The 25,952-nt window shown below is 73.5% G+C and carries 20 protein-coding genes; 7 read left to right on the forward strand and 13 right to left on the reverse strand.

All coding sequences use genetic code 11. The features are described from left to right. Nucleotides 1-50: 50 nt before the first annotated feature. The 4 genes from JUB12_RS08595 to JUB12_RS08610 form a co-directional block, all read right to left on the reverse strand. On the reverse strand, nucleotides 51-1,808 hold the full coding sequence (locus JUB12_RS08595; protein ID WP_205699206.1) for an electron-transfer flavoprotein:ubiquinone oxidoreductase: 1,758 nt from the start codon (nucleotides 1,806-1,808) through the stop codon (nucleotides 51-53). Between the two features lie 14 nt (nucleotides 1,809-1,822). Next, a complete protein-coding gene (locus JUB12_RS08600; RefSeq protein ID WP_205699207.1) occupies nucleotides 1,823-2,797 on the reverse strand; it encodes an electron transfer flavoprotein subunit alpha/FixB family protein in 975 nt (324 codons plus the stop codon). A 15-nt stretch (nucleotides 2,798-2,812) separates the two neighbouring features. Continuing rightward, complete coding sequence (locus JUB12_RS08605) at nucleotides 2,813-3,607, reverse strand: electron transfer flavoprotein subunit beta/FixA family protein (RefSeq protein WP_205699208.1); 795 nt, start codon at nucleotides 3,605-3,607, stop codon at nucleotides 2,813-2,815. Nucleotides 3,608-3,739: 132 nt separating this feature from the next. Beyond that, a complete protein-coding gene (locus JUB12_RS08610) occupies nucleotides 3,740-4,156 on the reverse strand; it encodes a cobalamin B12-binding domain-containing protein (protein ID WP_205699209.1) in 417 nt (138 codons plus the stop codon). 106 nt (nucleotides 4,157-4,262) lie between these two features. Here JUB12_RS08610 and JUB12_RS08615 point away from each other — a divergent pair, with 106 nt between their 5' ends. Next, the gene (locus tag JUB12_RS08615) at nucleotides 4,263-4,544 is read left to right on the forward strand and encodes a hypothetical protein (RefSeq protein ID WP_205699210.1); all 282 of its coding nucleotides are present in this window, start codon (nucleotides 4,263-4,265) and stop codon (nucleotides 4,542-4,544) included. Nucleotides 4,545-4,636: 92 nt separating this feature from the next. On the opposite strand, the gene JUB12_RS08620 is transcribed toward JUB12_RS08615, so the two are convergent. Together JUB12_RS08620 and JUB12_RS08625 are read right to left on the reverse strand one after the other, a co-directional pair. After that, nucleotides 4,637-4,987 carry a response regulator gene (locus JUB12_RS08620; RefSeq protein WP_205699211.1) on the reverse strand — a complete coding sequence of 117 codons (351 nt, stop codon included), beginning with the start codon at nucleotides 4,985-4,987 and terminating at the stop codon, nucleotides 4,637-4,639. A gap of 7 nt (nucleotides 4,988-4,994) precedes the next feature. Then, nucleotides 4,995-5,624: a hypothetical protein gene (locus JUB12_RS08625; RefSeq protein ID WP_205699212.1), complete on the reverse strand. Its 630-nt coding sequence runs from the start codon at nucleotides 5,622-5,624 to the stop codon at nucleotides 4,995-4,997. 175 nt (nucleotides 5,625-5,799) lie between these two features. Between JUB12_RS08625 and JUB12_RS08630 the strand changes: the two genes are divergently transcribed. Next, the gene (locus JUB12_RS08630) at nucleotides 5,800-7,296 is read left to right on the forward strand and encodes a wax ester/triacylglycerol synthase domain-containing protein (protein ID WP_205699213.1); all 1,497 of its coding nucleotides are present in this window, start codon (nucleotides 5,800-5,802) and stop codon (nucleotides 7,294-7,296) included. On the opposite strand, the gene JUB12_RS08635 is transcribed toward JUB12_RS08630, so the two are convergent. The 4 genes from JUB12_RS08635 to JUB12_RS08650 all read right to left on the reverse strand — a co-directional run bounded on the left by JUB12_RS08635 (nucleotide 7,297) and on the right by JUB12_RS08650 (nucleotide 11,310). After that, nucleotides 7,297-7,638, reverse strand: coding sequence for a plastocyanin/azurin family copper-binding protein (locus tag JUB12_RS08635; RefSeq protein ID WP_205699214.1), 342 nt, complete (start codon nucleotides 7,636-7,638; stop codon nucleotides 7,297-7,299). Between the two features lie 10 nt (nucleotides 7,639-7,648). Then, nucleotides 7,649-9,280, reverse strand: a complete 1,632-nt coding sequence (locus JUB12_RS08640) for a methylmalonyl-CoA mutase (protein WP_371822325.1) — start codon at nucleotides 9,278-9,280, stop codon at nucleotides 7,649-7,651. A 73-nt stretch (nucleotides 9,281-9,353) separates the two neighbouring features. Further along, nucleotides 9,354-10,109: an HAD family phosphatase gene (locus JUB12_RS08645; protein ID WP_241004466.1), complete on the reverse strand. Its 756-nt coding sequence runs from the start codon at nucleotides 10,107-10,109 to the stop codon at nucleotides 9,354-9,356. A gap of 10 nt (nucleotides 10,110-10,119) precedes the next feature. Continuing rightward, the gene (locus JUB12_RS08650) at nucleotides 10,120-11,310 is read right to left on the reverse strand and encodes an acetyl-CoA C-acetyltransferase (RefSeq protein WP_205699217.1); all 1,191 of its coding nucleotides are present in this window, start codon (nucleotides 11,308-11,310) and stop codon (nucleotides 10,120-10,122) included. Between the two features lie 25 nt (nucleotides 11,311-11,335). Here JUB12_RS08650 and JUB12_RS08655 point away from each other — a divergent pair, with 25 nt between their 5' ends. Next, a complete protein-coding gene (locus JUB12_RS08655) occupies nucleotides 11,336-12,787 on the forward strand; it encodes a leucyl aminopeptidase (protein WP_205699218.1) in 1,452 nt (483 codons plus the stop codon). Next, on the forward strand, nucleotides 12,787-14,073 hold the full coding sequence (locus tag JUB12_RS08660) for a hypothetical protein (protein ID WP_205699219.1): 1,287 nt from the start codon (nucleotides 12,787-12,789) through the stop codon (nucleotides 14,071-14,073). Before JUB12_RS08655 ends, JUB12_RS08660 begins: the two co-directional genes overlap by 1 nt. Here the strand turns inward: JUB12_RS08660 and JUB12_RS08665 are convergent. Next, entirely contained in the window at nucleotides 13,973-16,408 is a 2,436-nt protein-coding gene (locus JUB12_RS08665) for an FTR1 family protein (protein WP_205699220.1), read from the reverse strand. The genes JUB12_RS08660 and JUB12_RS08665 overlap by 101 nt on opposite strands. A 19-nt stretch (nucleotides 16,409-16,427) precedes the next feature. Continuing rightward, nucleotides 16,428-17,519: a hypothetical protein gene (locus JUB12_RS08670; protein WP_205699221.1), complete on the reverse strand. Its 1,092-nt coding sequence runs from the start codon at nucleotides 17,517-17,519 to the stop codon at nucleotides 16,428-16,430. An 80-nt stretch (nucleotides 17,520-17,599) separates the two neighbouring features. Here JUB12_RS08670 and JUB12_RS08675 point away from each other — a divergent pair, with 80 nt between their 5' ends. Continuing rightward, complete coding sequence (locus JUB12_RS08675; RefSeq protein WP_205699222.1) at nucleotides 17,600-18,448, forward strand: putative RNA methyltransferase; 849 nt, start codon at nucleotides 17,600-17,602, stop codon at nucleotides 18,446-18,448. A gap of 349 nt (nucleotides 18,449-18,797) precedes the next feature. Here the strand turns inward: JUB12_RS08675 and meaB are convergent, their stop codons facing one another. Further along, nucleotides 18,798-19,775 carry a methylmalonyl Co-A mutase-associated GTPase MeaB gene (meaB, locus tag JUB12_RS08680; protein WP_205699223.1) on the reverse strand — a complete coding sequence of 326 codons (978 nt, stop codon included), beginning with the start codon at nucleotides 19,773-19,775 and terminating at the stop codon, nucleotides 18,798-18,800. A gap of 44 nt (nucleotides 19,776-19,819) precedes the next feature. On the opposite strand from meaB, the gene JUB12_RS08685 reads away from it, so the two are divergent. Together JUB12_RS08685 and JUB12_RS08690 are read left to right on the forward strand one after the other, a co-directional pair. Continuing rightward, entirely contained in the window at nucleotides 19,820-20,506 is a 687-nt protein-coding gene (locus JUB12_RS08685; RefSeq protein WP_205699224.1) for an acyltransferase, read from the forward strand. A gap of 131 nt (nucleotides 20,507-20,637) precedes the next feature. After that, a complete protein-coding gene (locus JUB12_RS08690) occupies nucleotides 20,638-25,866 on the forward strand; it encodes an Ig-like domain-containing protein (RefSeq protein WP_205699225.1) in 5,229 nt (1,742 codons plus the stop codon). The last annotated feature ends 86 nt before the right edge of the window (nucleotides 25,867-25,952 follow it).

The raw sequence follows: 25,952 nt of genomic DNA on the forward strand, positions 1-25,952 counted from the left end.
CAGCAGTTGCGCCCCTCGTCCCGACGTCCGTCAGCTGTCGCAGGCCGCGCTCAGGTGACCTGGTAGAGCGGCCCGTCGCCGCCCTCGGGCGTGGTGAGGCGGCCGCCCTTGGCGGTGATCGCCCCGCACTGGACGCAGTTCGTGTAGTTCACGATCACGTCCACCGTCTCGCTCTCGGGCTTCTCGAGCTGCTCGTCCGGGATCTCGTAGACCCCGGCCGGGCACATCCAGCGCCACGTCTCCGCGACGACGCGCGGGACGCGCTTCTGCACGCGGATGTGGTTCGGCGCGTCGTCACGGGTCGCGTTGCCCGTGATGAAGACCGAGGACAGCTTGTCGAACGTGTACTTGCCGTCCGGCTTGGGATAGCCGTCCTTGGTCTTGCCGATGAACATCGGGTGGCTGTCGTCGCGGGTCCAGCCGATCTTGCCGATCGGCAGCTTGCCCTTGGCGACCGTCAGCATGCCGGTGACCGGCGCGCCGAAGATGAGCCCCTTCTGCGCCATCGGCTGACGCGTGTTGCGGACCTCGTAGAGCTCCTTGCCCACCGAGGACTCCTCGATGGCGTCCTCGTAGGCCGCGAAGCTCGTCTCGCCGCGCTTGAGCGCCGCGTAGATGGCCTCGGCGGCCAGGATGCCCGACTTGATGCAGTGGTGGACGCCCTTGAGCGCCACCGTGTCGACCATGCCGCCGGCGTCGCCGACGAGCACCGCGCCCGGCATCGAGAGCTTGGGCATCGACCAGTAGCCGCCGCCGGGCAGCGCCTTGGCGCCCCAGGCCGTGCGCTCGCCGCCCTCGAGGATCTTCTTGACCAGCGGGTGCATCTTGAACTGCTGGAGCAGGTCGTGGACCGAGGTGGTCGCGTCCGCGTAGTGGAGGTCCGCCACGACGCCGATCGACACGAGGTCGTCGCCCGTCTTGGCGTCCTTCATCGGGTAGATCCAGGTGCCGCCGGTGTGGCCGTACTTGGAGGAGATCTTCAGCGGCCAGGGCCCCAGCGTGTGGATGACCTTGTCCAGCGGCTTCGGGACCTTCCAGACCTCCTTGACCCCGAGCTCCCACACCTGGGGCTCGGCGCCTGCGGAGAGGTCGAACTCGCGGATCGCGGCGCCCGTGAGGTGGCCCCAGCAGCCCTCGGCGAGGACCGTCGCGTGGGCGACGATGTCGGTGCCGGGCTCGAAGTTGCCCAGGGGCTCGCCGTCCTTGCCGCGGCCCTTGTCGCCCGAGCGCACGCCCTTCACGCGCCCGTCCTCGACCAGGAGCTGCGTCGCCGCGGTCTCCGTGAGGATGTACGCCCCGCCCTCCTCGGCCTTCTCGGCCTGGAACCGCGCGAGCGCCGAGACCGAGACGACCTCGTTGCCGTGGTTCTTGAAGTTCGGCGGCGTCGGGACCCGCAGGGAGGTCTTCCCGTTGGGCAGCATGTAGACGGCTTCCTTCTCGACCTCGCCGAAGGCGAAGCCCGCCGTGCGCCAGTCCTCCCGGGACATCTCCGGGAAGAGCTCGAGCAGCGGCTCCGGCCGCATGACCGCGCCGGACAGGTTGTGCCCGCCGCAGACCTTGGCCTTCTCGATGATCGCGACCGGGACCTCGCCCAGGCGCTCCATCGTCTCGGGGTCGTCCGCGAGGAGCTGCAGGAGGCGGTTGGCGGTGGCGAGGCCGGCGGTGCCACCGCCGACGATCGCCACGCCGACCTCGATCCGCTCGTCCTCCGCGTCGAGCTCACGCTTGATGAACTCGTTCGGGGAGTCGACGGGCGGCGGGTACGCCGCGGGGACCGCGGCGCGCCCGTTGCCGTTGTGTCCGGCCATGGGGTGAGTCCTTCCTAGCCGCGCTTCGCGGCGACGGCCTCGGTGAGCTTCGGCAGGATCTTGTTCAGGTCCCCGACGATGCCGAGGTCCGAGAACTCGAAGATCGGGGCGTTCGCGTCCTTGTTGATCGCCACGATGTTCTCCGACGACTGCATGCCCACCTTGTGCTGGATGGCGCCGGAGATGCCGGCGGCCAGGTAGAGCTTCGGCGCGACCGTCTTGCCGGTCTGGCCGATCTGGGCGGCGTACGGGTACCAGCCGGCGTCGACCACCGCGCGGGTCGCCGCGACGGACGCGCCGTCGCCGAACGCCTTCGCGAGGTCCTCGCAGAGCTGGAAGCCCTCGGCCTTGCCGAGGCCGCGGCCGCCGGCGACGAGGACGTCGGCGTCCTCGATGTTCACGTCGGCGCCGCGCTGCTCGCCGCGGACCTTGATGGTGGCCTGCGTCGACTGCGGGGCCAGGTCGACCGAGACGTCCTCGACCGAGGCCGAGCCGCCGGACTCGCTGATCTCGAAGGCGTTGAGGCGGCCGATGATGACGCCCTTGCCCTTCGGGAAGTGGATCTCGGAGATCGCGGTGTCGCCGAGGATCGGGCGCTCGGCGACGAGGGCGTCGCCCTCGGCACGGACCGCCGTGACCTCCATCGCGACGCCACCCTCGATGCGGGCGGCCAGGCCGGCGCCGACCTCGAAGCCCAGGAGGCCGCCGCCGAAGATCGCCCAGTTGATGCCGTTGTCGTCCATGACCTTGGCCATGGCGTCGACGACGGGCTGGGCGAGGCCCTCGGGGGCCTCGACGCGGTAGACCTTCGACGCGCCGTAGGCGCCCAGGGAGGACGCGGCGTCGTCGGAGATGCCCTCGCCCACGACGATCGCGTGCGCCTCGCCGCCCAGCGACTGGGCGAGCTTGGCGGCCTCGGAGACCGCGCCGAGCGAGTTCTTGTTGATCGCGCCCTCGTAGTGCAGCGCGTAGACCAGGATGTTCGCCATCAGTTCTTCCTCTTCCTAGATCAGCTTGCGCTGCTCGAGCCAGGCGACGATCTTCTCGACGGTCTCCGCCGTGTCCTCGTCCTCGATGATCTCGCCGGCGGCCTTCTGCGGCGGCTGCTTGGCGGCGGTCCAGCGCGCGCCCGAGTTCTCCTTGCCGACCTTGCCGGTGTCGACGTCGGCCTCGCCCGCGGCGAGCTTCTCGAGCGGCTTCTTCTTCGCGCCCATGATCGCCTTGAGCGACGGGTAGCGCGGCTCGTTGATCGCGTCGCCGACCGAGATGACGGCCGGGACCTTGACCTCGACGGTGTCGTAGCCGTACTCGGCCTGGCGCTCGCAGGTGAGCGAGCTGCCGTCGCCGATGTCGAGCTTGACGACCTGGGTGACCGACGGCATGCCGAGGTACTCGGCCACGACGGCGCCGATCGTGTAGCACTCGCCGTCGTCGGACTGCTGGCCGAGGAGGACGAGGTCCGGGTTCTCGCGCTTGAGCACCTGGCTGAGCGCGTAGCCCGTGGCGACGACGTCGGAGCCGGCGAGCGCGTCGTCGGAGAGGTGGACCGAGCGGTCGGCGCCCAGCGACACGGCCTTGTGCAGCGCGCGCATGGCCGACTCGGGGCCCATCGTCACGGCGACGACCTCGTCGACCGAGACGGCGCCGCCCTCCTTGATCTGCATCGCCGCCTCGATGGCGTGCGTGTCGTAGGGGTTCAGGTTCTTCTCCCCCGCGCGGTCCATGAGACCGCTCCCCGGGTCCAGCCGCTTCTGCACGGCGGCGTCCGGCACTTCTTTGACCAGCACGCAGATCTTCATCAAGTCCTCCTGTGGCAAACGGACGTTCGGAACGATAGTGGAAGCGTTGACTGACGAGTCAGTCGGGCCGCGTGGGGCGTCGAGGACCGGCGCGGAGACGCTCCGCGCCACCCCGCTGGTCGGCGTGCGCGGCTAGGCGCGCGCCGAGACGCCGTTGCGGATGAAGTCGATGATGTCCTGGGTCGGCGATCCCGGGGTGAAGACCTCCGCCACCCCGAGCTCCTTGAGCTCCGGGATGTCGTCGGCCGGGATCGTGCCCCCGACGGTCAGCAGCACGTCCTCGACGCCCTGCTCCTTGAGCAGCTCCGCGATGCGCGGCACGAGCGTCATGTGGGCGCCAGAGAGGATCGACAGGCCGACCGCGTCGGCGTCCTCCTGGATGACGGTCTCGACGATCTGCTCCGGGGTCTGGTGCAGCCCCGTGTAGATGACCTCCATGCCGGCGTCGCGCAGCGCCCGCGCGATGATCTTCGCGCCCCGGTCGTGCCCGTCGAGCCCGGGCTTCGCGACGACGACGCGGATCTTGCGGGAGGTGGACGCACTGGCCATGGGCGCGGGATCGTACCTCCGCGCGCGCGAAGGACGCTTCCCGGTCGCAGGGGGGTGGCTCCGGTCTGAGCGAAGCCGCCCGCCACGGGCGGTAGCGTCCGCGCCGATGGCGGAGATCGAGGTCGGCGACGTGGTCCTCGCGCGCGGGTCGACCGGGCGCTTCTGGGCGCAGGTCAAGGCCGTCCGCCTCGGGCGCCTCGCGGTGGAGCGCTGCGACGGCCGCCCCTCCGGACCGCTGAGCCGGCGCGACGTGCTGCGCGTCTTCAAGGACGCCGGCGCGCCGGACGGGCGGCTGCCGTCGCCGGGGCGCGAGCGGCCGAGCGGGCAGCTGCGGCTGGACCTGGGCAAGGGCCCGGCGCCCGACGACGACGCCGCGGCGTCGGGCTGAGCGACGACCCCGCGAGGCGGTCTGCTGGTCGAGCGGGGACTTGGGGTCGCCTGGCGACCCCAAGTCCCCGCTCGTCCGTCGAGGCGGCAGGCCTACGCCGACCCCGCGCCCGCGACCCAGTCGACGAGCGCGTGCGGGTCGTCCTTGGGGACGACGCGGACGTCGAGGCCGGCGAGGGAGGCCTCCATCTCGTCCGAGGACCAGCCGGTGTAGATCACCAGCGGGGTCTGGTCGCCGGCCTCGCGCAGGCGGATCGCGACCTCCGTGCCCGTGAGGTCGGGCATGCGGTGGTCGAGGACGACGGCGTCGAAGCGCTCGCGGCCCAGGCGGTCGAGGGCCGCGAGGCCGCCGCTCTCGTCCGCCACCTCCACCCCGCGCTCCTCGAGGAGCACGCGGTTGAGGAAGCGGATGGAGGGCTCGTCGTCGACGAGGAGCGCCCGCATGCTCGTCCTACCGGCTCTTGTAGGGGTCGACCTGGACGTCGTCGATCTGCCAGGTCGACGTGCCGACCGCGGTGAAGCGGAACGCGATGGGGGTCTTGAGGCCCGGGAGCAGCGGCAGCAGGTTCCCGACGACGAGGACCGGCGGGGTCGGCGCCCACTGGCCCTGGCGCAGGATCGTGCCGATCGGCAGCGAGTACAGGAGGCCGAGGGTGTCCTCGAGCAGGACGTCGACGCGCAGGTGGTCGAGCAGGCCGGCGATCGGCACGGTGCCCGAGGACTTGGCGAACAGGCGCAGGGTCGGGTGGCCGAGGCCGACGCACATCGCCGGCGAGGTCACGCTGGCGCCCGGCTCGAGGCGCAGGGAGCTCGTGTGGCCGTCGCCCAGGACGTTGAACGGCTCGTTGCCGTCGACGACGCTCGCGCCGTGGGTGGCGCCCCAGTGGTCCGAGCCCTCCTCGAAATCGCCGCCGGGCACCGTCGTGTAGTTCGCGATGTCCAGCCAGGGCAGGAAGGTCTTGTCGAGCGACTGCTGCGAGCAGTCCTTCGCCGTCTCCACCAGCAGCCCCGCCTGTGCGGCGGAGGGCGCGGCCAGCGCGGCGACGGTGGCGATGGCGGCAGCGAGCAGTCGTCCTCTCATGCTTGGCCCATCGGTGTGTTCTGGGGAGGACGGCATCGAACATCCGTCCATCTCGACCCTGGACACCGGGCTCGTCGGACACCCGTCCACGCGGGACCGTCCGTCGGGCGCCGGTCATCCCGCGTCGTACACGAAGTCGATACATGCGCGCCGCTGGCAGGAGGACCATCGGCCCATGCCACGCACGCGCCTCTCGGCCCTGGACGCGAGCTTCCTGCGGGTGGAGAGCCCCACCGCCCACATGCACGTCGCCTGGAAGGGCCGGTTCCGCCCGCTGCCGGGCCGGCCGCTGCCGACGCTCGAGCTGCTGCGCCGGTCGATCGCCGCCCGCGTGGCCCACGCCGAGCGCTTCCGCCAGCGCCTCGCGTTCCCGCCCGGCGGGCTCGGCGAGCCGGTGTGGGTCGACGACGAGCACTTCTGCGTCGAGCACCACGTGCGGGCGTTCAGCGCCGACGACGACGTCCTGGACCGCCGCGACTTCGACGCGCTGGCCGACCGCGCGCTCTCCGAGCCGCTGGACCGCCGGCGCGCGCTGTGGCGGGTGCACCTCGCGCCGCGGCTCGACGACGGGACGGTGGGCCTCGTCATGCAGGTCCACCACGCGATGGTCGACGGCCAGAGCGCGGTCGAGCTGGCGCTGCTGCTGCTCGACGTCGCGCCGGACGCCGAGGTGCCCGACACGCCGGTGGCCTGGCGTCCGGCCCCCGCGCCCTCCCCCACGCGGCTGGCCGTCGAGGCGCTGGCCGACGCGGGCGCCGAGTCGCTGCGCGCCGCGCGCAGCGCCGCCCGGACCGCGCGCTCACCGCGCGCGAGCGTCCGCATCGCCGACACGCTGCGGCGCACCGCGCTCACCCTCGGCGAGGACGTCCTGCGCCCGGCGCCGAGCTCGTACGTGAACGTGCCGATCGGCCCGCGCCGCACGCTCGTGCACCACACGACGGCGCTCGGCCCGCTGCTCGAGCTGCGCCGGCGCCTGCACGTGACGCTCAACGACGTCTGCCTCGCCGCGGTGGCGGGGGCGATGCGCGAGCTGGCCCTGCGCGGCGGCGTGGCGCCCGCGCCGATGAAGGTCATGGTCCCGGTCTCGCGGCGCGGCGCCGACGAGGCGACCGACCTCGGCAACCGGATCGCGTTCGTCTTCGTCGAGCTGCCGGTCCACCTGGCGCGCGCGGCCGACCGCGTCGCGGCGGTGCACGCCGCGACCTCGCGGTTCAAGCGCGACGACCGCGCCTCCGGCGGCGAGGCCCTGCTGGGCGCGCTCGGCGTCCTGCCCGAGCCGCTGCGCGACCGCGCCGCCCGGCTGGCCGCCAGCCCGCGGATGTACAACATGGTCGTCTCGAACGTGCAGGGCCCGCGCTTCCCGGTCCACCTGCTGGGCTGCGAGCTGCTCGAGGCCGCGCCGGTGATCCCGCTCTCCGACGGCCACGCGCTGTCGGTCGGCATCTTCAGCCACCGCGACACGATCACCTTCGGGGCGTACGCGGACCCGACGGCGCTGCCGGACGTGGCCGACCTGCCCGGGGCGCTGTCGGCGGCGCTGCTCGCGCTGCAGGGGCTCGTCTCGCGCGGGCGCGACCACGGGCCGCGGCTGGCCTACGTCGCGCCGGAGGTGCGCGACCACGCCGACGGGACGCGGTTCGACCGCGAGCCCGTCCAGGCGCTGCGGCGCTAGCTAGCGGACGCGGAGCGTCATCCGCATGCCCTCGTCCTCGTGGAGGGTGCAGACGATGCGGTAGGTGCCCTTGCGGGTGAGGGTGCGGGTGTAGCTGCCCGAGGTCTGCGTCTTCGACGAGAACCGCTGCGGACCCCCGTCCACCACGACGTTGTGCGGCGCCTCGCCCTGCCACGTCCAGCGGACCTTCGTGCCCTTGCTCACGGTGAGCGACTTGGGCGCGAAGAGGTCGTCCTTCACGGCGACGGTCTTCGTGCCCGCGGCGCCGGCCGGACCGGCGACGACGACGGCCACCCCGGCGAGGGCGAGGGCGGTGAGGGCGGCGGGACGGCGAAGGTGCATGCCGGGTCTCCTAGAAGACGGGGGTCTCGGTGTAGTCGCCCCAGACGTCTTGGAGGGCGTGGACGATCTCGCCTTCGGTGGCGTGGGCGCGGGCGCAGTCCAGGAGGACGGGCATGAGGTTCTGGTCGGTCGCGGCGGCGGCGCGCAGCTGGGCGAGGACCTGCTCGACGGCGGCGCTGTCGCGGCGGCCGCGGACGGCTTTGACGCGGTCGATCTGCTTGCGTTCCAGCGCCGGGTCGATCCTGAGGATCTCGATGGGCTGCTCGTCGACGTGCTGGAAGCGGTTGACGCCGACGACGACCCGGGAGCCGGCGTCGATGCGGTGCTGGAGCTCGTAGGAGGCGTCGGCGATCTCGCGCTGGGGGTAGTTCTCCTTGACGGCCTGGACCATGCCGCCGAGCTCGTCGATGCGCCGGAAGTAGTCATAGGCCTGGGCCTCGAGCTGATCGGTCAACGATTCGACGAAGTACGAGCCGCCCAGCGGATCGATCGTGTTCGTCACCCCGGTCTCGTGGGCGATGACCTGCTGGGTGCGCAGCGCGATGCGGACCGCCTCCTCGGTGGGCAGCGCGAGCGCCTCGTCATAGGAGTTGGTGTGCAGCGACTGCGTGCCGCCGAGCACGCCGGCCAGCGCTTCGATCGCGGTGCGGGTGATGTTGTTCAGCGGCTGCTGCGCGGTCAGGCTGACGCCGGCGGTCTGGGTGTGAAAGCGCATCAGCCACGACTTCGGGTTCTTGGCCCCGAACGTCTCCTTGAGCTCGCGGGCCCAGATCCGCCGCGCCGCCCGGTACTTGGCGATCTCCTCGAAGAAGTCGATCTGCGCGTTGAAGAAGAAGCTGAGGCGCGGCGCGAAGTCATCGACGTCCAGGCCGCGCTCGACCGCCTGCTCGACGTAGGTCAGGCCGTCCTTGAGGGTGAACGCGAGCTCCTGCGCGGCCGTCGAGCCCGCCTCGCGGATGTGGTAGCCCGAGATCGAGATCGGATGCCAGCGCGGCATCTCCGCCGAGCACCACTGCACCATGTCGCCGAGCAGCCGCATCCCCGCATCGACCGGAAAGCACCACTCCTTCTGCGCGATGTACTCCTTGAGGATGTCGGCCTGGATCGTGCCGCCCAGCCGGTCGGCCGGCACCCCGGACTTCTCGGCCGCCACGACGTAGAACGCCATCGCGATCGCCGCCGGCGCGTTGATCGTCATCGACACCGACACCTCACCGAGATCGATCCCGGCGAACAGGTCCTGCATGTCATCCAGCGTGTCGACCGCCGTGCCCTCCCGCCCCACCTCACCCAGGCTGAGCGGCGAATCGCTGTCATGGCCCATCAACGACGGCATGTCAAACGCCGTCGACAACCCCGTCTGCCCATGGTCCAGCAGGTAGTGAAAGCGCTCGTTGGTCTCCTCCGCCGTCCCGAACCCCGCGAACTGCCGCACCGTCCACAACCGCCCCCGGTACATCGACGGATACACCCCACGCGTGAACGGAAACGCCCCCGGCAACCCGATCTGGTCGCGCTCAGGGAGATCAGCCTCCGTGTACAACGGCCGAACCTCCTCCCCGGAGAGCGTCAGGAACTCCGCGTCCGCGCGCTCGGGCGACAGCCCGTAGGCCTCCTGCCACTCCTCGAAGGTCGTCGGCATCGCGGAGGGGCGCTGCGGCGTGGTGGCCATGGCGCGAAGCGTAGTCGACGCCATGTCAGACGATGCGTCCGTCTCAGCGCATCGGCGCCAGGCGCCGGCCGGCCGCGCCGAGGGCCGCGGCGGCCGCCAGCGCGCCCGCCATCTTGAGCCGCCCACCGAGGCGGTCGAGGCGCACGACCTCCCACCCCTCCTCGCGCGCGACACGCAGCAGCGGGCCGTCCGGGTTGACCGCCACGGGGTGGCCGACGGCGCGCAGCATCGGCAGGTCGGACTCCGAGTCCGAGTAGGCCCACGACTGCGCGAGGTCGATCCCCTCGCGCTCGGCCACGAGCGCCACGGCCTGCGCCTTGCCCTCGCGATAGGCCATCGGGCCGCTGAGGCGCCCGGTGTAGACGCCGTCGACCTCCTCGAGCCCGGTCCCGACCGCGCCGTCGAAGCCCAGCACGTGGGCCACCATGTCGGCGGTGTCCTGCGAGGCCGCGGTGGCGATGAACACCCGCCGGCCCGCGTCCTGGTGGTCCCAGGCGATCGCCAGCATCTGCGGGTACAGGCGGGGCAGGACGCCGGCCAGGACCTGCGGGCCGAGTCGCGCGAAGTCGACGACGCGCTTGCCCGTGAGCATGTCCCCCACCCGCTGGGAGACCTTGCGCGTTCCCTCGTCGGTCGACCCGCGCAGGCGGAAGAGGACGTTCTCGTAGGCGTCCGAGGCGAGCTGGCGGCGGCTCATCAGGCCCGCGCCGGCGGCGGCGCGGGCCCAGAAGTAGCCGCTCGAGCCGGACATGAGCGTCCGGTCGAGGTCGAAGAAGGCGGCGCTGGCGCCGCCGGGCACGGCTGGGTCGCTAGGAGCCGTTCCCATGGACGCGGAGGATCACCGCGTCGCCCTGGCCGCCGCCCGAGCAGATCGCCGCACAGCCGAGGCCGCCGCCGCGGCGGCGCAGCTCGTGCACGAGGGCCCCGAGGATGCGCGCGCCCGAGGCGCCGATCGGGTGGCCGAGGGCCACCGCGCCGCCGTTGACGTTCACGCGGTCCTCGTCGATGCCGAGCATGCGCATCGAGTGCAGGGTCACGGAGGCGAAGGCCTCGTTGATCTCCCACAGGTCGATGTCGCCCGGCTGCAGGCCAGCCTTCTCGAGCGCCTTCTGGGCCGAGGAGGCCGGCGTCGTGGCGAGGTACGGGAAGTCGTTGGCGGTCTGCGCGTGGGCGACGATCTCGGCGAGGACGGTCTTGCCGTTGGCCTGCGCCCACTCGTCGGAGGCCAGCACGAGCGCGCCGGCGCCGTCGTTGACACCCGGCGAGTTGCCGGCGGTGTGCGAGCCCTCCTTGCCGACGAGGCCCGGGAGCTTGGCCAGCGCCTCGAGTGTCGAGCCGCGGCGCGGGCCCTCGTCGACCTCGACGACCGTGTCGCCCTTGCGGCCGGAGATGGTCACCGAGACGATCTCGTCGGCCATGCGGCCCTCGTCGATGGCCTCGAGCGCCTTCTCGTGCGAGCGCAGCGCCCAGCGGTCGAGGTCGGGGCGCGTGATCTCGAACTCCTCGGAGGTCTCCGTCGCCTCGACGAACATCTGCTTGCCCGTGAAGGCGTTGGTGAGGCCGTCGTGGACCATCGCGTCGAGCGCCTTCGCGTCGCCCATGCGGTAGCCGAAGCGGGCCTTCGGCAGCAGGTAGGGCGCGCCGCTCATGGACTCCATGCCGCCGCCGACGCCGACCGTGACGTCGCCCGCGCGGATCGCCTGGTCGAGCAGGACCGCGGAGCGCACGCCCGAGGCGCAGACCTTGTTGATGGTCTCCGACGAGACCTCCTTCGGGATGCCGGCCTCGATCTGCGCCTGGCGCGACGGGATCTGGCCCTGGCCGGCCTGCAGCACCTGGCCCATGACCACGTGGTCCACCTGGTCGGGGGCGACGTCCGCGCGCTCGAGCGCGGACTTGATGGCGATCCCGCCGAGCTTCGTGGCGTCCAGCGAGGCCAGGCCGCCGCCGAGCTTGCCGATCGGGGTGCGGGCGCTGCCGAGGATCACGGTCTTGGGCATGGGCGGGACAGTACTGTCGGGCGGCATGATCCGCGTGCAGGCGACGACCGACCTGGCCGCCACGACGGCCGCCGACACCGTCGCGATCGGGCTCCTCGACGGCGAGCGCCTCCACCACGACACCGCCGACGGCGCGCTGGCCGCGCTCGTCGAGGCCGGCGAGGCCAGGGCGACGCCGCGCCACCTCGCCCAGACGCACGCCGACGGCAAGCGCTGGCTGCTCGTCGGGCTGGGCGAGCGCGACGAGCTCGACGACGAGGTCCTGCGCGCCGCCGCCGCCACGGTCCACGCGCGCGCGAGGGAGCTCGGCACGAAGGTCCTGTGCTGGGAGCTGCCGCACAAGCTCGGCGACGAGCTGCACCCCGCCCGCGCGGTCGTCGAGGGGACGCTCCTGGCCGCCCACCGCCTGGACCGCTGGAAGCGCCGCGACGAGGACGACGCGCCCCGGGGCGTCGAGCAGCTCATCGTCTCCGACCACGACGACCGCACCGCCGCGGTCGCGCGCGCTGTCGTCGTCGCCGAGGCCGTGAACGCGTGCCGGCGCCTGCAGGAGTCGCCCGCCAACGAGGCGACGCCCGAGGCGCTCGCCGCCCGCGCGCGCGAGCTGCACCCCGCCGTGCGCGTCGAGGTCGAGGGCCGCGACGGGATCGAGGCGCGCGGCATGGGCGCCTTCGCCGCCGTCGCCCAGGGCACGCGGCGCGAGCCGCAGCTCATCACCCTGCGCTACGAGCCCGACGGCGCGACCGGGCCGGTGCTCGGCCTGGTCGGCAAGGCGGTGACGTTCGACACGGGCGGGATCTCGCTGAAGCCCGGGGCCAAGATGGCGGAGATGAAGTTCGACATGTCGGGCGGCGCCGCGGTCCTCGAGGCCATCGGCGCCATCGCCCGGCTCGGGCTGCCCGTGCGCGTCGTCGGCGTCGTCGGCGCGACGGAGAACATGCCAGGCGGCCAGGCCATGCGCCCGGGCGACATCGTGCGCAGCGCCGAGGGCCTGACCATCGAGGTGGACAACACCGACGCCGAGGGCCGCCTCGTCCTGGCCGACTGCCTCTTCCACGCGCGCCAGGAGGGCGCCGAGCGCCTCGTCGACGTCGCGACCCTCACCGGCGCGATCGTCGTCGCGCTGGGCTCGACGTACACGGGCATGGTGGCCAGCGACGACGCGTGGGCCGGCGAGGTCCTCGCCGCGACGGCCGACGCCGGCGAGCCGACGTGGCGCCTGCCGCTGCACCCCGAGTACGCGCGCGCGGTGCGCGGCAAGTACGCGGACCTCACGAACTCCCCCGAGGCGCGCAAGGCCGGCTCGATCACCGCGGGCGAGTTCCTCAAGCGCTTCACCGGCGACGTGCCGTGGGCGCACCTCGACATCGCCGGGACCGCCTGGGACGGCGGCCGGCCCTACGCGCCCAAGGGCGGCACGGGCGTGATGGTGCGCTCGCTCGTCGCGCTCGCCGAGCGTGTCGCCGCCGGCGCCTAGTGCGCCGCCACCTCCCGCTCTTCCTCGTGCTCTTCGCCGTGTACGCGGCGACGCTCGGCGTGGACGCCGTCGGTGGGGCAACCCCGTCGAAGACCTCGGACCCCGAGGCGCACACGCTGCTGACCGTCGAGTCGCTCGTCGACGACGGCGACCTCGACCTGCGCAACCAGTACCGCGACCGGGCGTGGACCGGCTTCTACGCCGGCGAGCTCAAGCCCAACGCGATCCCCCTGCCCGACGGCCGGCTCCACGAGCCCTCGGGCGTCGCCTTCCCGCTGCTGCTCGCACCCGCCTACGCCGTCGCCGGGCTCACCGGCGCGCGCCTGCTGCTGGCGGCCATCGCGGCGCTGACCTTCTGCCTCGCCGCCGCGCTCGGGCGCCGGCTGGTGCCCGACCCCTGGCCGGGGCGCGCCGCGCTCGTCGCCGGCCTGTCGGCGCCCGCCGTGGGCGCCGCCACGGCCGTCGGTCCCGAGATGCCCGCCGCCGCGCTCACCGCCGGCGCGGCGATCTTCGCGCTGCGCGTGCGCGAGAGCCCGCAGTCGCGCCCGACCGCCGGGACCGCCGCGCTCGCCGCCGTCCTCCCGTGGCTGGCGGCGAAGCTCCTGGTCCCGGCGATCGTCCTGGCCGCCGCGCTCTACCGCTGGCTGCGCCGCCGGCGCCGCGGGCTGCAGGGCTTCATCGCGCTCGAGGTCGTCCTGACCAGCGCCGTGGTCTACGTCACCGCCAACGGGCAGCTGTTCGGCGGCGTGACGCCCAACGACGCGGCGCTGCAGGAGGGCGGCGTCACCGGCGCGACCTCCGCCACCGACTACCTCGACCGCCTCCCCCGCGTGCTGGGTCTGTGGGTCGACCGCGACGCGGGGCTGCTGCGCTGGGCGCCGGTCTTCGCGCTGGCGGGCGTGGGCCTCTGGCTGCTGTGGCGCTCGCAGCGCGACCGGCTGGCGATGGTCGTCTCCGACCAGGTCGACGTCGAGGTGACCGCGCAGTTCTACGCGCTGCTGGCCGCCGCGCTCTTCGCGTCGGCGGTGGTCCTCGCGCCCGAGGACCTCGGACCGTGGTTCGCCGGACACGAGCTCGTCGTCGCGCTGCCGCCGCTCACGGCGCTCGCGGCATGGGGGTGGCGCTTCGCGCCCCGCCTCGGCACGGCGCTCGCGGTCCTGACGGTCGCCGCGAGCGCCTGGGTGCTCATCGCCGGCTGGGGGTCAGCGGACGCTGGTCTGCGTCCTCCGACGGGGCCCCTGCCGTGGGGCGGTCTCCAGGACCTGCTGCCGCCGGTGCGGGGGTAGCGCCGGCCTTCGTGGCCTTGCGGCGCGGGCGCTTGACGCGCACCTCCTGGGCCAGCACGTAGGAGCCGATGACGAAGGCGGCGGCCAGCACCTGCGCCGCGATCGTCTCCCACGTCGGGTAGACGCCGAACCACAGGCCCGACCAGTACGGCAGGTCCGCATGGATCGGAGTGATCGAGAGCCAGCCCGTGCCCTGCATCGTGCGCGCGGTCTGGCCGACCATGACGACGAGGACGAAGCCGATCATCACGCCGGTGACGACCAGCATCCGCTTGTAGGGCAGCTTGCGCTGGAGCAGGAAGGTGACGGCGGCGACCGCGAAGGTCAGCGCCAGGCCGAGCCCCGCGCCCTCGATGACCGCCGCGGTGCCGGCGCTCAGCTCGAGCGACTGGAGGAAGAGGACGGTCTCGAAGCCCTCGCGGTAGACGCTCGTCAGGCCCAGGACGAACAGGCCGATGGCCTGCGCGCTGACGAACCCGCGCTTCTCGAGCTGCTCGTAGCGCTTGCGCTGGCGGTGGAAGCGGCCGATCCACTCCGACCAGTAGACCTTGTGGAAGAACCAGTTCGTGATCAGCAGCAGGACGCCGATCGCGATGAGGCCGACGACCGCCTCCAGCTTCTCGCCGTACTGGTCCAGGGAGTCCAGCAGCGTCTGGGCCAGCACCCAGGTGACGAGCGAGACGAGCAGGCCGGCGATCGCGCCGACCATCACCGGGCGGCGCAGCCGGCGACGGACGCCGATCATCGACGCGGTGATCGCCGCGAGGATGAGGACGCCCTCGAGGCCCTCGCGGAAGACGATGATCGCCGCGTTGGTCACGACGGTCGTCTGGTTGGCCGCGTCGCCGAGCGTCGCGGCGGCGTCGGCGAGCTTCGCGTCGAGGGTGATGCGCGTCTCGCGGATGTCGCGGCGCGGCGCGCGGTCGGCGATGAGCTCGGCGAGGCCGTCCTCGCCCGCGGCGCCGAACCAGATGAGGCCCTCGACGTCGAGCGCCAGGCCCGGGTCGAAGGAGCGCAGCCGGCGCTCCGGGCCGAACTCGAAGAACGCGTAGGCCTCGAGGCGGGCCTGCTCGGCCTGCTGGTACTGGCCGGCGCCGACCGCGGCCTCCATGCGGTCGAGCGTCAGGTCGATGAGGTCGTAGTCGGACTCGTCGGTCGGGGCCTCCCAGCGCTCGGGCATCGCCTGGCGCAGGAGCTGCTCCGTGCGCTCGGTCAGGCCCTCGACGGCGTCGGCGGAGGCGACGGCGTCGGGCGTGCGCTGCGCGCGGTCGACGGCGCCACCGAGGCGGTCCAGCCCCGCGGCGGCGGCGCGGGTGCTCGCCTCGTCGGCCTTGGCGAGCTGGTCGCGCAGGTCGTCGAAGGCGCTCTTGGCGCCGGTCCGGAAGGCGACGGCCTCCTGGATCTCGAAGTCCTTGGTGACCTTGCCGTCCTGGACGCCGCGGCCGTACTCGACGGGGACGAGCGCGAGGAAGCGCAGGAGCTGCTGGGCGCGGCGCGCCGCCTCCTCGTCGGTGAACGGCGCGGCGGTGAAGCCCTCGAGCGCCTGCGTGGCGGACCCGACCGCGGCGAGGAACGGGCGGCCGCCGTCGACGCTCGTGCGCTCGAGCGCGGCGAAGGCGTCGGCGGCACGGGCGGCGGCCGCGGCGCCGCGGTCCTCGACGTAGCGGTCGCGCAGCACGGCGAACGTCCCCTGCGCCTGTGCCGCGGCCTCGGCGCGACGGGCCGGCAGGTCCTGCTCGTCGCCGCGGCGGGCGTCGGCCAGCAGCTCGCGCACGCGGGCCTGCGAGGCGTCGAGGAGGTCCTTGGCCACAGCCTGGCGGGTGGCCGCCGGGCTCAGGGTGCGACGGGCGAGGCGCTCGACGGCGAGCGTCGCGTCGGCGCCCGGCCGGGTGAAGCGCGTCGCGGTGCGGAAGTCGCGCAGCAGCAGCCAGCGCCGCGCGGTGACGGCATCGCCGCGCGCGGCCGCAGCGAGCGTCGTGGCGAACGACCCGCGCAGGAGCGCGGCGCGCACGGTCCCGCGCGCCTCGGCCAGCGCGACCTGGTCGCCGCGGCGGACCGCGGCGCGGGCCGCGGCCAGCGCGCCGCGGACGTCGGGGGCGACGCCGCGGGTGCCCTCGGCGAGCGGGCCCGCGTAGGCGCGGGCGGCGCCACGGACCGCCCGCTGGGCGCTCGCGCGGTCGTCGAGGACGAGGTCGGTCTGCGCGCGGAACAGGCCGTCCTGGACCTGCTGGGCCGCTCGCCACGGCTCGGTCGCGGCGCTCGCGGCCTGCGCGCCGCACGCCAGGGCGAGCAGCGCGAGGGCGACGAGCGCGAGGGTGCGGCGCAGCGGCGTCATGCCTCGGGCGCTCCTCGGGCTAGCTCTCGAGCGGGATGCCGAGGCGGCCGGCGGCCTGGGAGACCTGGCCCGCGATGGCCTCGGCGCGGCGCTGGGCCTCGCTGCCGAGCGTGTCGGCGTCCTGGGCGGTGAACCGCTTGCCCTGCGCCTCGGCGTCGCGCAGGCGGGCGGCGAAGCGCTCGAGCTCCTGCAGGTCCTTGCCCGTCTGGTCGGCCCGCTGGCCGTCGACCTTGGCGATGGACGGCTTGACGTTGGCGTAGATGAGGTTCAGGCCGCCGAGGATGTCCGCGATGTCCTGCAGGCGCGAGGCGGCGACGAACGCCTTCTCGTCGGCCTTGTGGCCGGCGACGAAGCGCGAGTTCTTCCAGGCGCCGAAGTACTCGGACATCGTCGGGGTCATCACGACCAGGGCGGTGAAGGCGTCCTGCGGCTTGGGCTCCCAGCCCTTGGCCGCCGCGTCGAGCTCCTGGGTGGTCTTCTCGAAGTCGCGCGCGGCGGCGACGAGGAAGTCGGCGTCGGGCAGCGCCTCGCCGAACTCGACCTTGCCGTCGCCGTCGAGGTCGGGCTCGACGCCCTTGGCGACGAACTTCGGCTCGGTGCCGAACGCGGCGGTCTCGATCAGGTAGTTGAAGTTGCCGGGCTGCTTGAAGGTCTTGCCGGCGGGCGTCTTCACCGAGAACGGCACGGCGTTCTCCGGGTCGCTGGCGTCGCCGCCCGCGTCGATGATCACGTCGTAGTCGGCGAGCTCCGGGACACCGGCGACGACGCCCTCCATCTCCTCGTAGGCCGGGTTGGCCTTGCGGAAGCCGTCCTGGAGGCGCTGCACGACGGCGGCGACCTCGTCGCGCTTGGTCTCGAGGAGCTGCTCGTAGTCGAAGTCCGCGCCCTCGGCGAGGCCGTAGTACGCCTCGGCGTCCGTCCGGATCGCCTTCGCGTCGGCCTGCAGGCGGGTCGTGTGGGCGAGCAGGTAGTCCTTGATGGCACCGAGGTCGGCGCCCTGGGCGGCCGGCGCGGCGGTGGTGGTGGCCGCCTGGTCGCCGTCGTCGTCGCCGCAGGCGGCGAGGCCGAGGGCGGCGGTCAGGGCGAGGGCGGCGACGGCGGAGCGCATCATGGGTAAGGGAAGCCTAAACCAATCCCGACGCTTGCGGTGGGTAATGAATCCCCGCTCCGTCTTGCCAGGCTGACGGCGTGGTGGACGACGTCCTCGACCTGCTGCGCTGCCCGGTCTGCGGGGCCGCGCTCGCCCGCGACGGCGGCGCGCTGCGCTGCGAGGCGGGTCACGCGTTCGACGTCGCCCGCCAGGGGTTCGTGACGCTCCTGCCGGGCGACGCCCCCGCGCACCCCGGCGACACGGCCGCGATGGTGCAGGCGCGCGACGCGGTCGTCGCGGCGGGTCACCTGACGCCGCTCAGCGTGGCGCTGGCGGAGGTCGTGGCCCGGGCGGTGGACGGCGTCGACGGCGCCGTCGTGGACCTCGGGGCGGGCACCGGCCACCACCTCGCGGCGGTCCTCGACGGCCTGCCCCAGCGGCGCGGCCTGGCGCTCGACCGCTCCAAGCCGGCGCTGCGCCGCGCGGCCCGCATCCACCCGCGGGCGGCGGCGATCGGCGCGGACGCCTGGTCGGCGCTGCCGGTGCGCGACGGCGTCGCGGCGGCGGTGCTCAGCGTCTTCGCCCCCCGGTCGGCCGCGGAGGTCGCGCGGGTGCTCGCGCCCGGCGGCGCGTTCGTCGTCGCGACGCCGGCGGCCGAGCACCTCGGGTCCCTCGTGCGCGGGCTCGGGCTGCTGGCGGTCGACCCGGCGAAGGACGCGCGCGTGCGCGAGGCGCTCGAGACGTCGTTCGCGCTGGAGTCGTCGCGGCGGGTCGCGTGGCCGCTGTCGCTGTCGCGCGACGAGGCCGTGGCGTTCGCGGCGATGGGACCGAGCGCGTTCCACGTGGGGGCGGACGAGCTGGAGGCGCGGGCGGCGGGGGTGGCGGAGCCGCTCGAGACGTCGGGGGTGGTCGACGTGGCGGTGTGGCGTGCCGTCCGAGCGTCGAGGTGAGGCGGGGCGGTCGCGGTTCTGGCAGCGAGGAGGGGGAGTTCGGGGGCGCGAGGGGCGGTGGCGCGGGCTCCGCGGCCGCGAGCCTGAGGTTGACCGCCACATAGGCGGTCAACTTCAGGGTCACGATCATCCGGGCCGTCCTCGTCGATCGCGGTCTCCGGGAGACGCGAACTCCGCGAGGTCGACCCCACCGCCCCGCGCACCACACGGACGCCGGCCGGTCCCCCCTCCTCAGTGCCCGACGGCGAGCGCGCCGCTCTCCGCGACGCCCGAGCGGAGCTCCGCCCGCGCCGGGCCCCGACCGGCGCCCGAGCGGAGCTCCGCCCAGCGCAGCTCCCCCGCCCCGACCTCAGTCCCCGGCGCCCGGCTCGGCCTGCGCCGGGTCCACCCGCCGCAGGATCTGCGTCGCCGCGCTCGCCGGATCGAGGCGCCGGGCGACGACCTCGTCGAGCAGGCGCTGGAACTCCTCGTCCTGCGCGAGCTGCTCCTCGAGCGCGGCGCGCATGCGGAAGGTGCAGATGCCGAGGACCTCGGAGCGCAGGTTGCGGCGGCGGCGCTCGGAGAGCGTGCCCTCCTGCTCGATGTGGGCGCGGTGCTCGTCGAGCCTCTCGACGAGCTCCGGGACGCCCTTGCCGCGGGAGGCCTCGGTCTTGACGATCGGCACGCGCCAGCCGCCGTGGGGCGCGAGGGAGAGGACGGCCCGGACCTCGCGGACCATCGTCTCGGTCAGCGGGTGGTCGGCCTTGTTGACGACGATGATGTCCGGGATCTCCATGACACCGGCCTTCAGCGCCTGGATGGAGTCGCCCGAACCCGGCATGAGCACCAGGACGACGGTGTCGGCGTGGTCGATGATGTCGACCTCGGCCTGGCCGACGCCGACGGTCTCGAGGAAGACGTCGTCGCGGCCGGCGGCGTCCATGAGCAGCGCGGCCTGCAGCGCGGCCTCGCTGAGGCCGCCCAGTGCGCCGCGGTTGGCCATCGAGCGGATGAAGACGCCCGGGTCCAGGAAGTGGTCGGTGAGGCGGATGCGGTCGCCGAGCAGCGCGCCCTGGGTGAAGGGCGAGCTCGGGTCGATCGAGAGGACCGCGACCTGGCGCTCCTGTTCGCGGCGCAGCTTCGTCAGCGCGCCGATGAGCGTCGACTTGCCGGCGCCCGGCGCGCCCGTGAGGCCGACGATCGTCGCCTGCCCGGTCTTGGGGTAGACCTCGCGGACGAGCTCCCACCCCGCCGGGTCGTCGCTCTCGACGAGCGTGATGGCCCGGGCGAGGGCGCGGCGGTCGCCGTCGAGGAGGCGCTGGGCGAGGCTGTCCGTCGTCTGGGCCATGGGGCGGCGGATGGTACGAGAGCACCGCTACGCTCCGACGGCCGATGAGGTCCGCCCTCGCGCCACCCGTGCCCTCGGGCGCCGAGGCCGCCCCGCTGCTGCGCGGCGAGCCGGCCCCGCTGCACGGCGGCCCGCTCGCGTTCCTGCGCTTCGCCAGGGCGCACGGGATGCTCAGCGCCAAGTACGCGCGCCTGGCCCTGCGCCTCGCCTGGCTGAAGCTGCGCTGGGGCAAGCGCCTGCAGACCGACGGCCTCGCGTTCGTCGGTCCCGGCGTCTCCTTCGAGATCGGCAAGGGCGCGGTGGTCAGGCTCGGCCGGTGGTCCTGGATCGGCCACGGCTGCAAGATCCGCGCGCACGAGGGCGTCGTCGAGATCGGGGCGAAGACCGTCATGGGCCAGGAGTGCACGATCTCCTCCTTCCAGAAGGTCTCGATCGGCCGCGAGTGCATCCTGGCCGACCGCGTGATGCTCATCGACTTCGACCACGGCGTCGTCGAGGTCGAGCGGCCGATCCGCGAGCAGGGCATCTACAAGCGCGACGTGCGCGTGGGCAACAACGTGTGGGTCGGCTACGGCGCGTGCTTCCTGCGCGGCGTGACGGTGGGTGACAACTGCGTCGTCGGGACGAACACGGTCGTCACGAAGGACGTCCCCCAGGACGCGGTCATCGCGGGCGCGCCCGCGCGCGTGCTGCGCATGCGCGACGCGCCGCGTCGCCTGCGCTGGTCCTAGCCCCACCCGTCACACCGCTTCACGGTCCGTTCACCGCTGGGTGTTGGACGAGCGTCCAGGTTCCGGTAGCTTGCGCGCGCGTGCGGCTCAAGGGGGAGCCCGCACGACCAACCTCAAGGGGGAGCAGGACAGTGGCACGACGGGTCGTCGCGGCGGTCGCCGCGATCGTGGGTCTGGGCATCGGTGCGCAGGCGGCGGAGGCCGCTGCGCCCGTCATCGTCAACAACACCGGCGGGACCACCTGGCGGGAGTCCGAGGGCGTCAACAAGAACAACCGCCAGGTCGCGGTCACGTTCGTCGTGCGCCACGACCCGGGCCGCCGCGTCACCGGCCTGGCCATCGACCAGGACTACAACGGCAACGACGACACCGGCGGCGTGGGCGTCACCGGCGTCACCGCCCAGACGCTGGGCGGCGCGAGCAACCGCCTGCAGTCGTCCGTCGTGCGCTTCACCTTCTCCCCGCCGGACCCCGGCGGCTTCAGCTGTCCCATCGCCGGCGGCGCCACCCGCCGGCGCGACCTCCCCCTGCGCTTCCGGGTCGTCGACAGCAGCGGCGAGCGTTCCGGCTCGGTCTCGCAGAACGTGCGCATCACCGAGAACGGCGACTGCCTCGCCCGCACGGACTACAGCGCGCTGGAGTCCTGGGGCCAGAGCGCCTCGACGGCGACCCCCGGCCAGAACGTCAACTTCTCGTTCCGCTGCGACGACGGCGACTCCTCGGGCGACAACGACGCCTGCGACTACATCCTCTGGCGCGCCCGGCGCCTGAACGACGGCGCGATCACCGACAGCGGCAACTGGAACGCCGACGACAACACCGACCGCACCTACGGCGCGAGCTTCCCGACGCGCGGCGTGTACGTCGTGGAGGGCCGGCTCTGCGGCGAGACCAACTGCAACGACGACGACCGCTACTGGCGCATCGGCTCGGTCATGGTCAACGAGACGAACGCGCCGTCGCTGGACCTCAGCGGCCCGAGCGCGGTGAACGTCGGCCAGCCCGCGACCGTCTCCGCCACGGCGTCCGACGTCGGCACGAACGGCGACCCGCAGGTCATCGAGTGGGACGCCGACAACAACGGCGCGTTCGAGCGCACCGTCTTCACGACGCCGCAGAACAACGGCAGCGTCCTCTACCAGGACCCGATCAGCGGCGCCGCCCTCCAGCAGGCCGTGGACACGAGCACGCCCGGCATCAAGACCGTGCGGGCGCGCGTGTTCGACAACGGCGCGGTCGACGCCGCCGACGACCTGCGCCGCGAGGCCAACGACTCCTTCCAGGTCCGCGTGAACGCGGCACCGACGGCGAGCGACATCTCGACCTCCACCGACGAGGACACGGCGAAGGCCATCGCCCTCCAGGGCGCCGATGCCGACAGCTTCCCGTCGGCGCTGACCTACGCGGTCGGCCAGCCGGCGGCGGGCACGGGCACGGTGTCGCTCTCGGGCGGGACCGCGACGTACACGCCGCCCGCCAACTGGTCGGGCACGACGAGCTTCACCTACCAGGCCAACGACGGCATGGCGCTGAGCCCGGTCCGCACCGTCACCGTGACGGTCGACGCCGTGAACGACCTCCCGTCCGCCGGCGACACGTCGATCACCACGGCCGAGGACACGCCGGTCGACGTGACGCTGACCGCCACGGACGTCGACGGCGACAGCCTCGCGTTCGCCGCCGGCGAAGCCGAGCACGGCACCGTCGCGTGCGACGGCGCGGACTGCACCTACACGCCCGACGCAGACTTCTCCGGCGAGGACGCCTTCCCGTTCACCGTCTCCGACGGCCACGGCGGCACGGACGCCGGCGTCGTCACGGTCACCGTCACGGCGCAGAACGACCCGCCGACCGCCGGCGACGCCTCGATCGAGACCGACGAGGACACCCCGGTGACCTTCACGCCGCCGGCCTCCGACCCCGACGGCCCGTTCACGCTGAGCGCCACCGACCCGGCCCACGGCACGGTCGACTGCGCGACCACCTGCACCTACACGCCCGACGCCGACTTCAGCGGCCCCGACGAGTTCGACTACACGGCCTCGGACGGCACGAGCTCGGACACCGGCCACGTCACGGTGACGGTGAACGCGGTCAACGACGCCCCGTCGGCCGGTGACACGACCGCGACGACCGCGGAGGACACGCCGCTCGAGCTCCAGCTGGCCGGCACCGACGTCGACGGGGACGACCTGACGTTCGACGCAGGCGACCCCGAGCACGGCACGCTCGCGTGCGACGGCGCGGACTGCACCTACACGCCGGCCGCGAACTTCAGCGGCGAGGACTCGTTCACCTTCTCGGTGAGCGACGGCCACGGCGGCACCGACGAGGCGACCGTCTCGATCACCGTCTCGCCGGTGAACGACGCGCCGGTCGTCCAGGACACCTCGATCACCACCGACGAGGACAGCGACGTGACGTTCACGCCGCCCGCATCCGACGCCGACGACGGCACGCTGACCCTGTCGGCCACCGACGCGGCCCACGGCACCGTCACCTGCGGCGCCACGACCTGCACCTACGCGCCCGACGCCGACTTCGCGGGCACCGACGAGTTCGACGTCACCGCCACCGACGACGACGGCGCGTCCGACACCGGCCACGTGACGGTCACGGTCGACCCCGTCAACGACGCCCCGGTCGCCAACGACCAGACCGTCACGACCGACGAGGACGAGGACGTGCGCTTCGACCTCAGCGGCCAGGACGTCGACGGCGACGACCTGACGTTCGACGCGGGCGCGCCCGAGCACGGCACGCTGGCCTGCGACGAGGAGGACTGCGAGTACACGCCGGCGCCGAACTTCAACGGCACCGACGGGTTCGACTTCACGGTCTCCGACGGCAACGGCGGCACCGACACCGGCCGCGTCGACCTCATCGTCGCGGCGGTCAACGACGCGCCGAACGCCCAGGACGTCACGGCGACGACCGACGAGGACACCGCGGTGGAGCTCCTGCTCCTCGGCAGCGACCCCGACGGCGACACGCTGACCTACGCCGCGCAGGCGCCGTCGCACGGCGACGTCTCCTGCACCGCCGCGGGCTGCACGTACACGCCGGACGCCGACTTCCACGGCACCGACGAGTTCACGTACTTCGCCTTCGACGGCAACGGCGGTGCGGACTCGGCGACCGTCCGGCTCACGGTCACCCCGGTCAACGACGCGCCGGTCGCCAACGACCAGCTCGTCACGACGACCGAGGACACGCCTGCGCCGATCACCCTCGCCGCCCAGGACGTCGACGGCGACGCGCTGACGTTCACCGCGCAGGACGGGGCCCACGGCACCGTCTCCTGCGACGGCGCGGCCTGCACCTACCTGCCCGCGCCGAACTTCCACGGTGCCGACGCCTTCACCTTCACGGTGAGCGACGGCACCGAGGGTGGCTCGGACACGGGCCGGATCGACGTCATCGTCGCGCCGGTCAACGACGCGCCGACCGCGCAGGACCGCGCGATCTCGACCGACGAGGACGAGGACGTCGGGGTCACGCTGCTCGGGGCCGACGTCGACGGCGACCAGCTGACCTACGTCGCCGGTGCGGCCGAGCACGGCACCGTCGAGTGCGACGGCCCGGGCTGCACCTACACGCCCGAGCCGAACTTCAACGGCGCCGACGCCTTCACCTACACGGTGAGCGACGGCGAGGGCGGCAGCGGCCAGGCGACCGTCACGGTGACCGTCGACCCGGTCAACGACGCGCCGGTCGCCCAGGACGGCGAGCTCTCGACCGACGAGGACGAGGCCGCGGACGTGACGCTCCAGGCCCAGGACCTCGACGGCGACGAGCTCACCTTCACCCCGGGCACCCCGGCTCACGGCACGGTCACCTGCGACGGCGCGACCTGCACGTACACGCCGGCCGCGGACTTCCACGGCGCGGACGCCTTCACCTTCGTGGTGAGCGACGGCCACGGCGGCACCGACAGCGGCCGGATCGACGTCACCGTCGCGCCGGTCGACGACACCCCCACCGCGAGTGACACGACGGCGACCACCGACGAGGACACCGCGGTCGACGTCGACCTCCCGGTCGCGGACGCCGACGGCGACGACCTCACGGCCACCGTGGCCGAGGAGCCCGAGCACGGCGCGGTCGCCTGCGAGGGCATCACGTGCCGCTACACGCCCGCGGCCGACTTCCACGGCACGGACACGTTCCGCTACGCGGTGTCCGACGGCGAGGGCGACACGGCGCAGGGCACGGTCACGGTGACCGTCCGCCCGGTCAACGACGCGCCCGTCGCCCAGGACGGGACCGCGCAGACCGACGAGGACACGCCGGTCGACGTGGCGATCGCGGCGAACGACGTCGACGGCGACACGCTCGCCGCGGTCGTCGACGACGAGCCCGGCCACGGCACGGTCGCCTGCGAGGGCCTGACCTGCCGCTACACGCCCGCGGCGGACTACGCCGGCCCGGACGCCTTCCGCGTCCGCGTGCAGGACGGCCACGGCGGCAGCGACCTCGCGGACGTCGCGGTGACCGTGCGCCCGGCCAACGACGCCCCGGTCGCCACCGACCGGACGCTGGCCGCCGAGGAGGACGCCACCTCGCTGTTCGAGGTCCGGGGCACCGACGTGGACGGCGACAGCCTGACCTACACGGTCAGCCGCCCCGCCACGAAGGGCACCGTGACCTGCGAGGCCGACGGCGACTGCCGCTACGTCCCGAACGCCAACGCCAACGGCGCCGACTCGTTCGCCTTCCGGGCCGACGACGGCCACGGCGGCACGGACGAGGGCGAGGTCACGATCACGATCGCGCCGGTCAACGACGCGCCGACCGCCCAGGACGTCTCGGCGGCCACCGACGAGGACACGCCGGTGGACGTGGCCCTGCTGGGCAACGACATCGACGGCGACGCCCTGTCGTTCTCGATCGTCGACGGTCCCGACCACGGCCAGGTCCAGTGCGCCGCCGCGCTGTGCCGCTACACGCCGGCCGCCGACTACCACGGCACGGACGAGCTCACCTACAAGGTGACCGACCCGTCGGGCGCGAGCGCGACGGCCAAGGTCCGGATCACGATCACGTCGATCTCCGTCGCCACGCGGCTCGACGTCCCGCCCACGATCAAGATCAGCGGCCTGCCGCTGCAGATCAAGATCAGCTACAGCGCGACGCTGCGCCGGGCGGGCGACGGGGCGCCGATCGCCGGCAAGAAGGTGACGTTCCTGACGGGCGGCCAGCCGGCCTGCACCGCCACGACGGACGCCAACGGCTACGCGCGCTGCGCCTGGCAGCTGAGCCAGACGCTCGCCGTGCTGCTCGGCGGCGGCTACAGCGCGGTGTTCACGGGCGACGCCGACTTCGAGCCGTCGCGCGGCCAGGGCCGCCTCATCGGCTAGCGGCTGCGGAGGTCCGGAACCTCCCACGGAGGGTCCGGACCTCCCGCAACCTCCCAGCCTCACCGTCCAACCTCCCACCCGCGGGC

Source organism: Conexibacter sp. SYSU D00693, from assembly GCF_017084525.1.
In the GTDB taxonomy this organism is placed as follows: Bacteria; Actinomycetota; Thermoleophilia; order Solirubrobacterales; family Solirubrobacteraceae; genus Baekduia.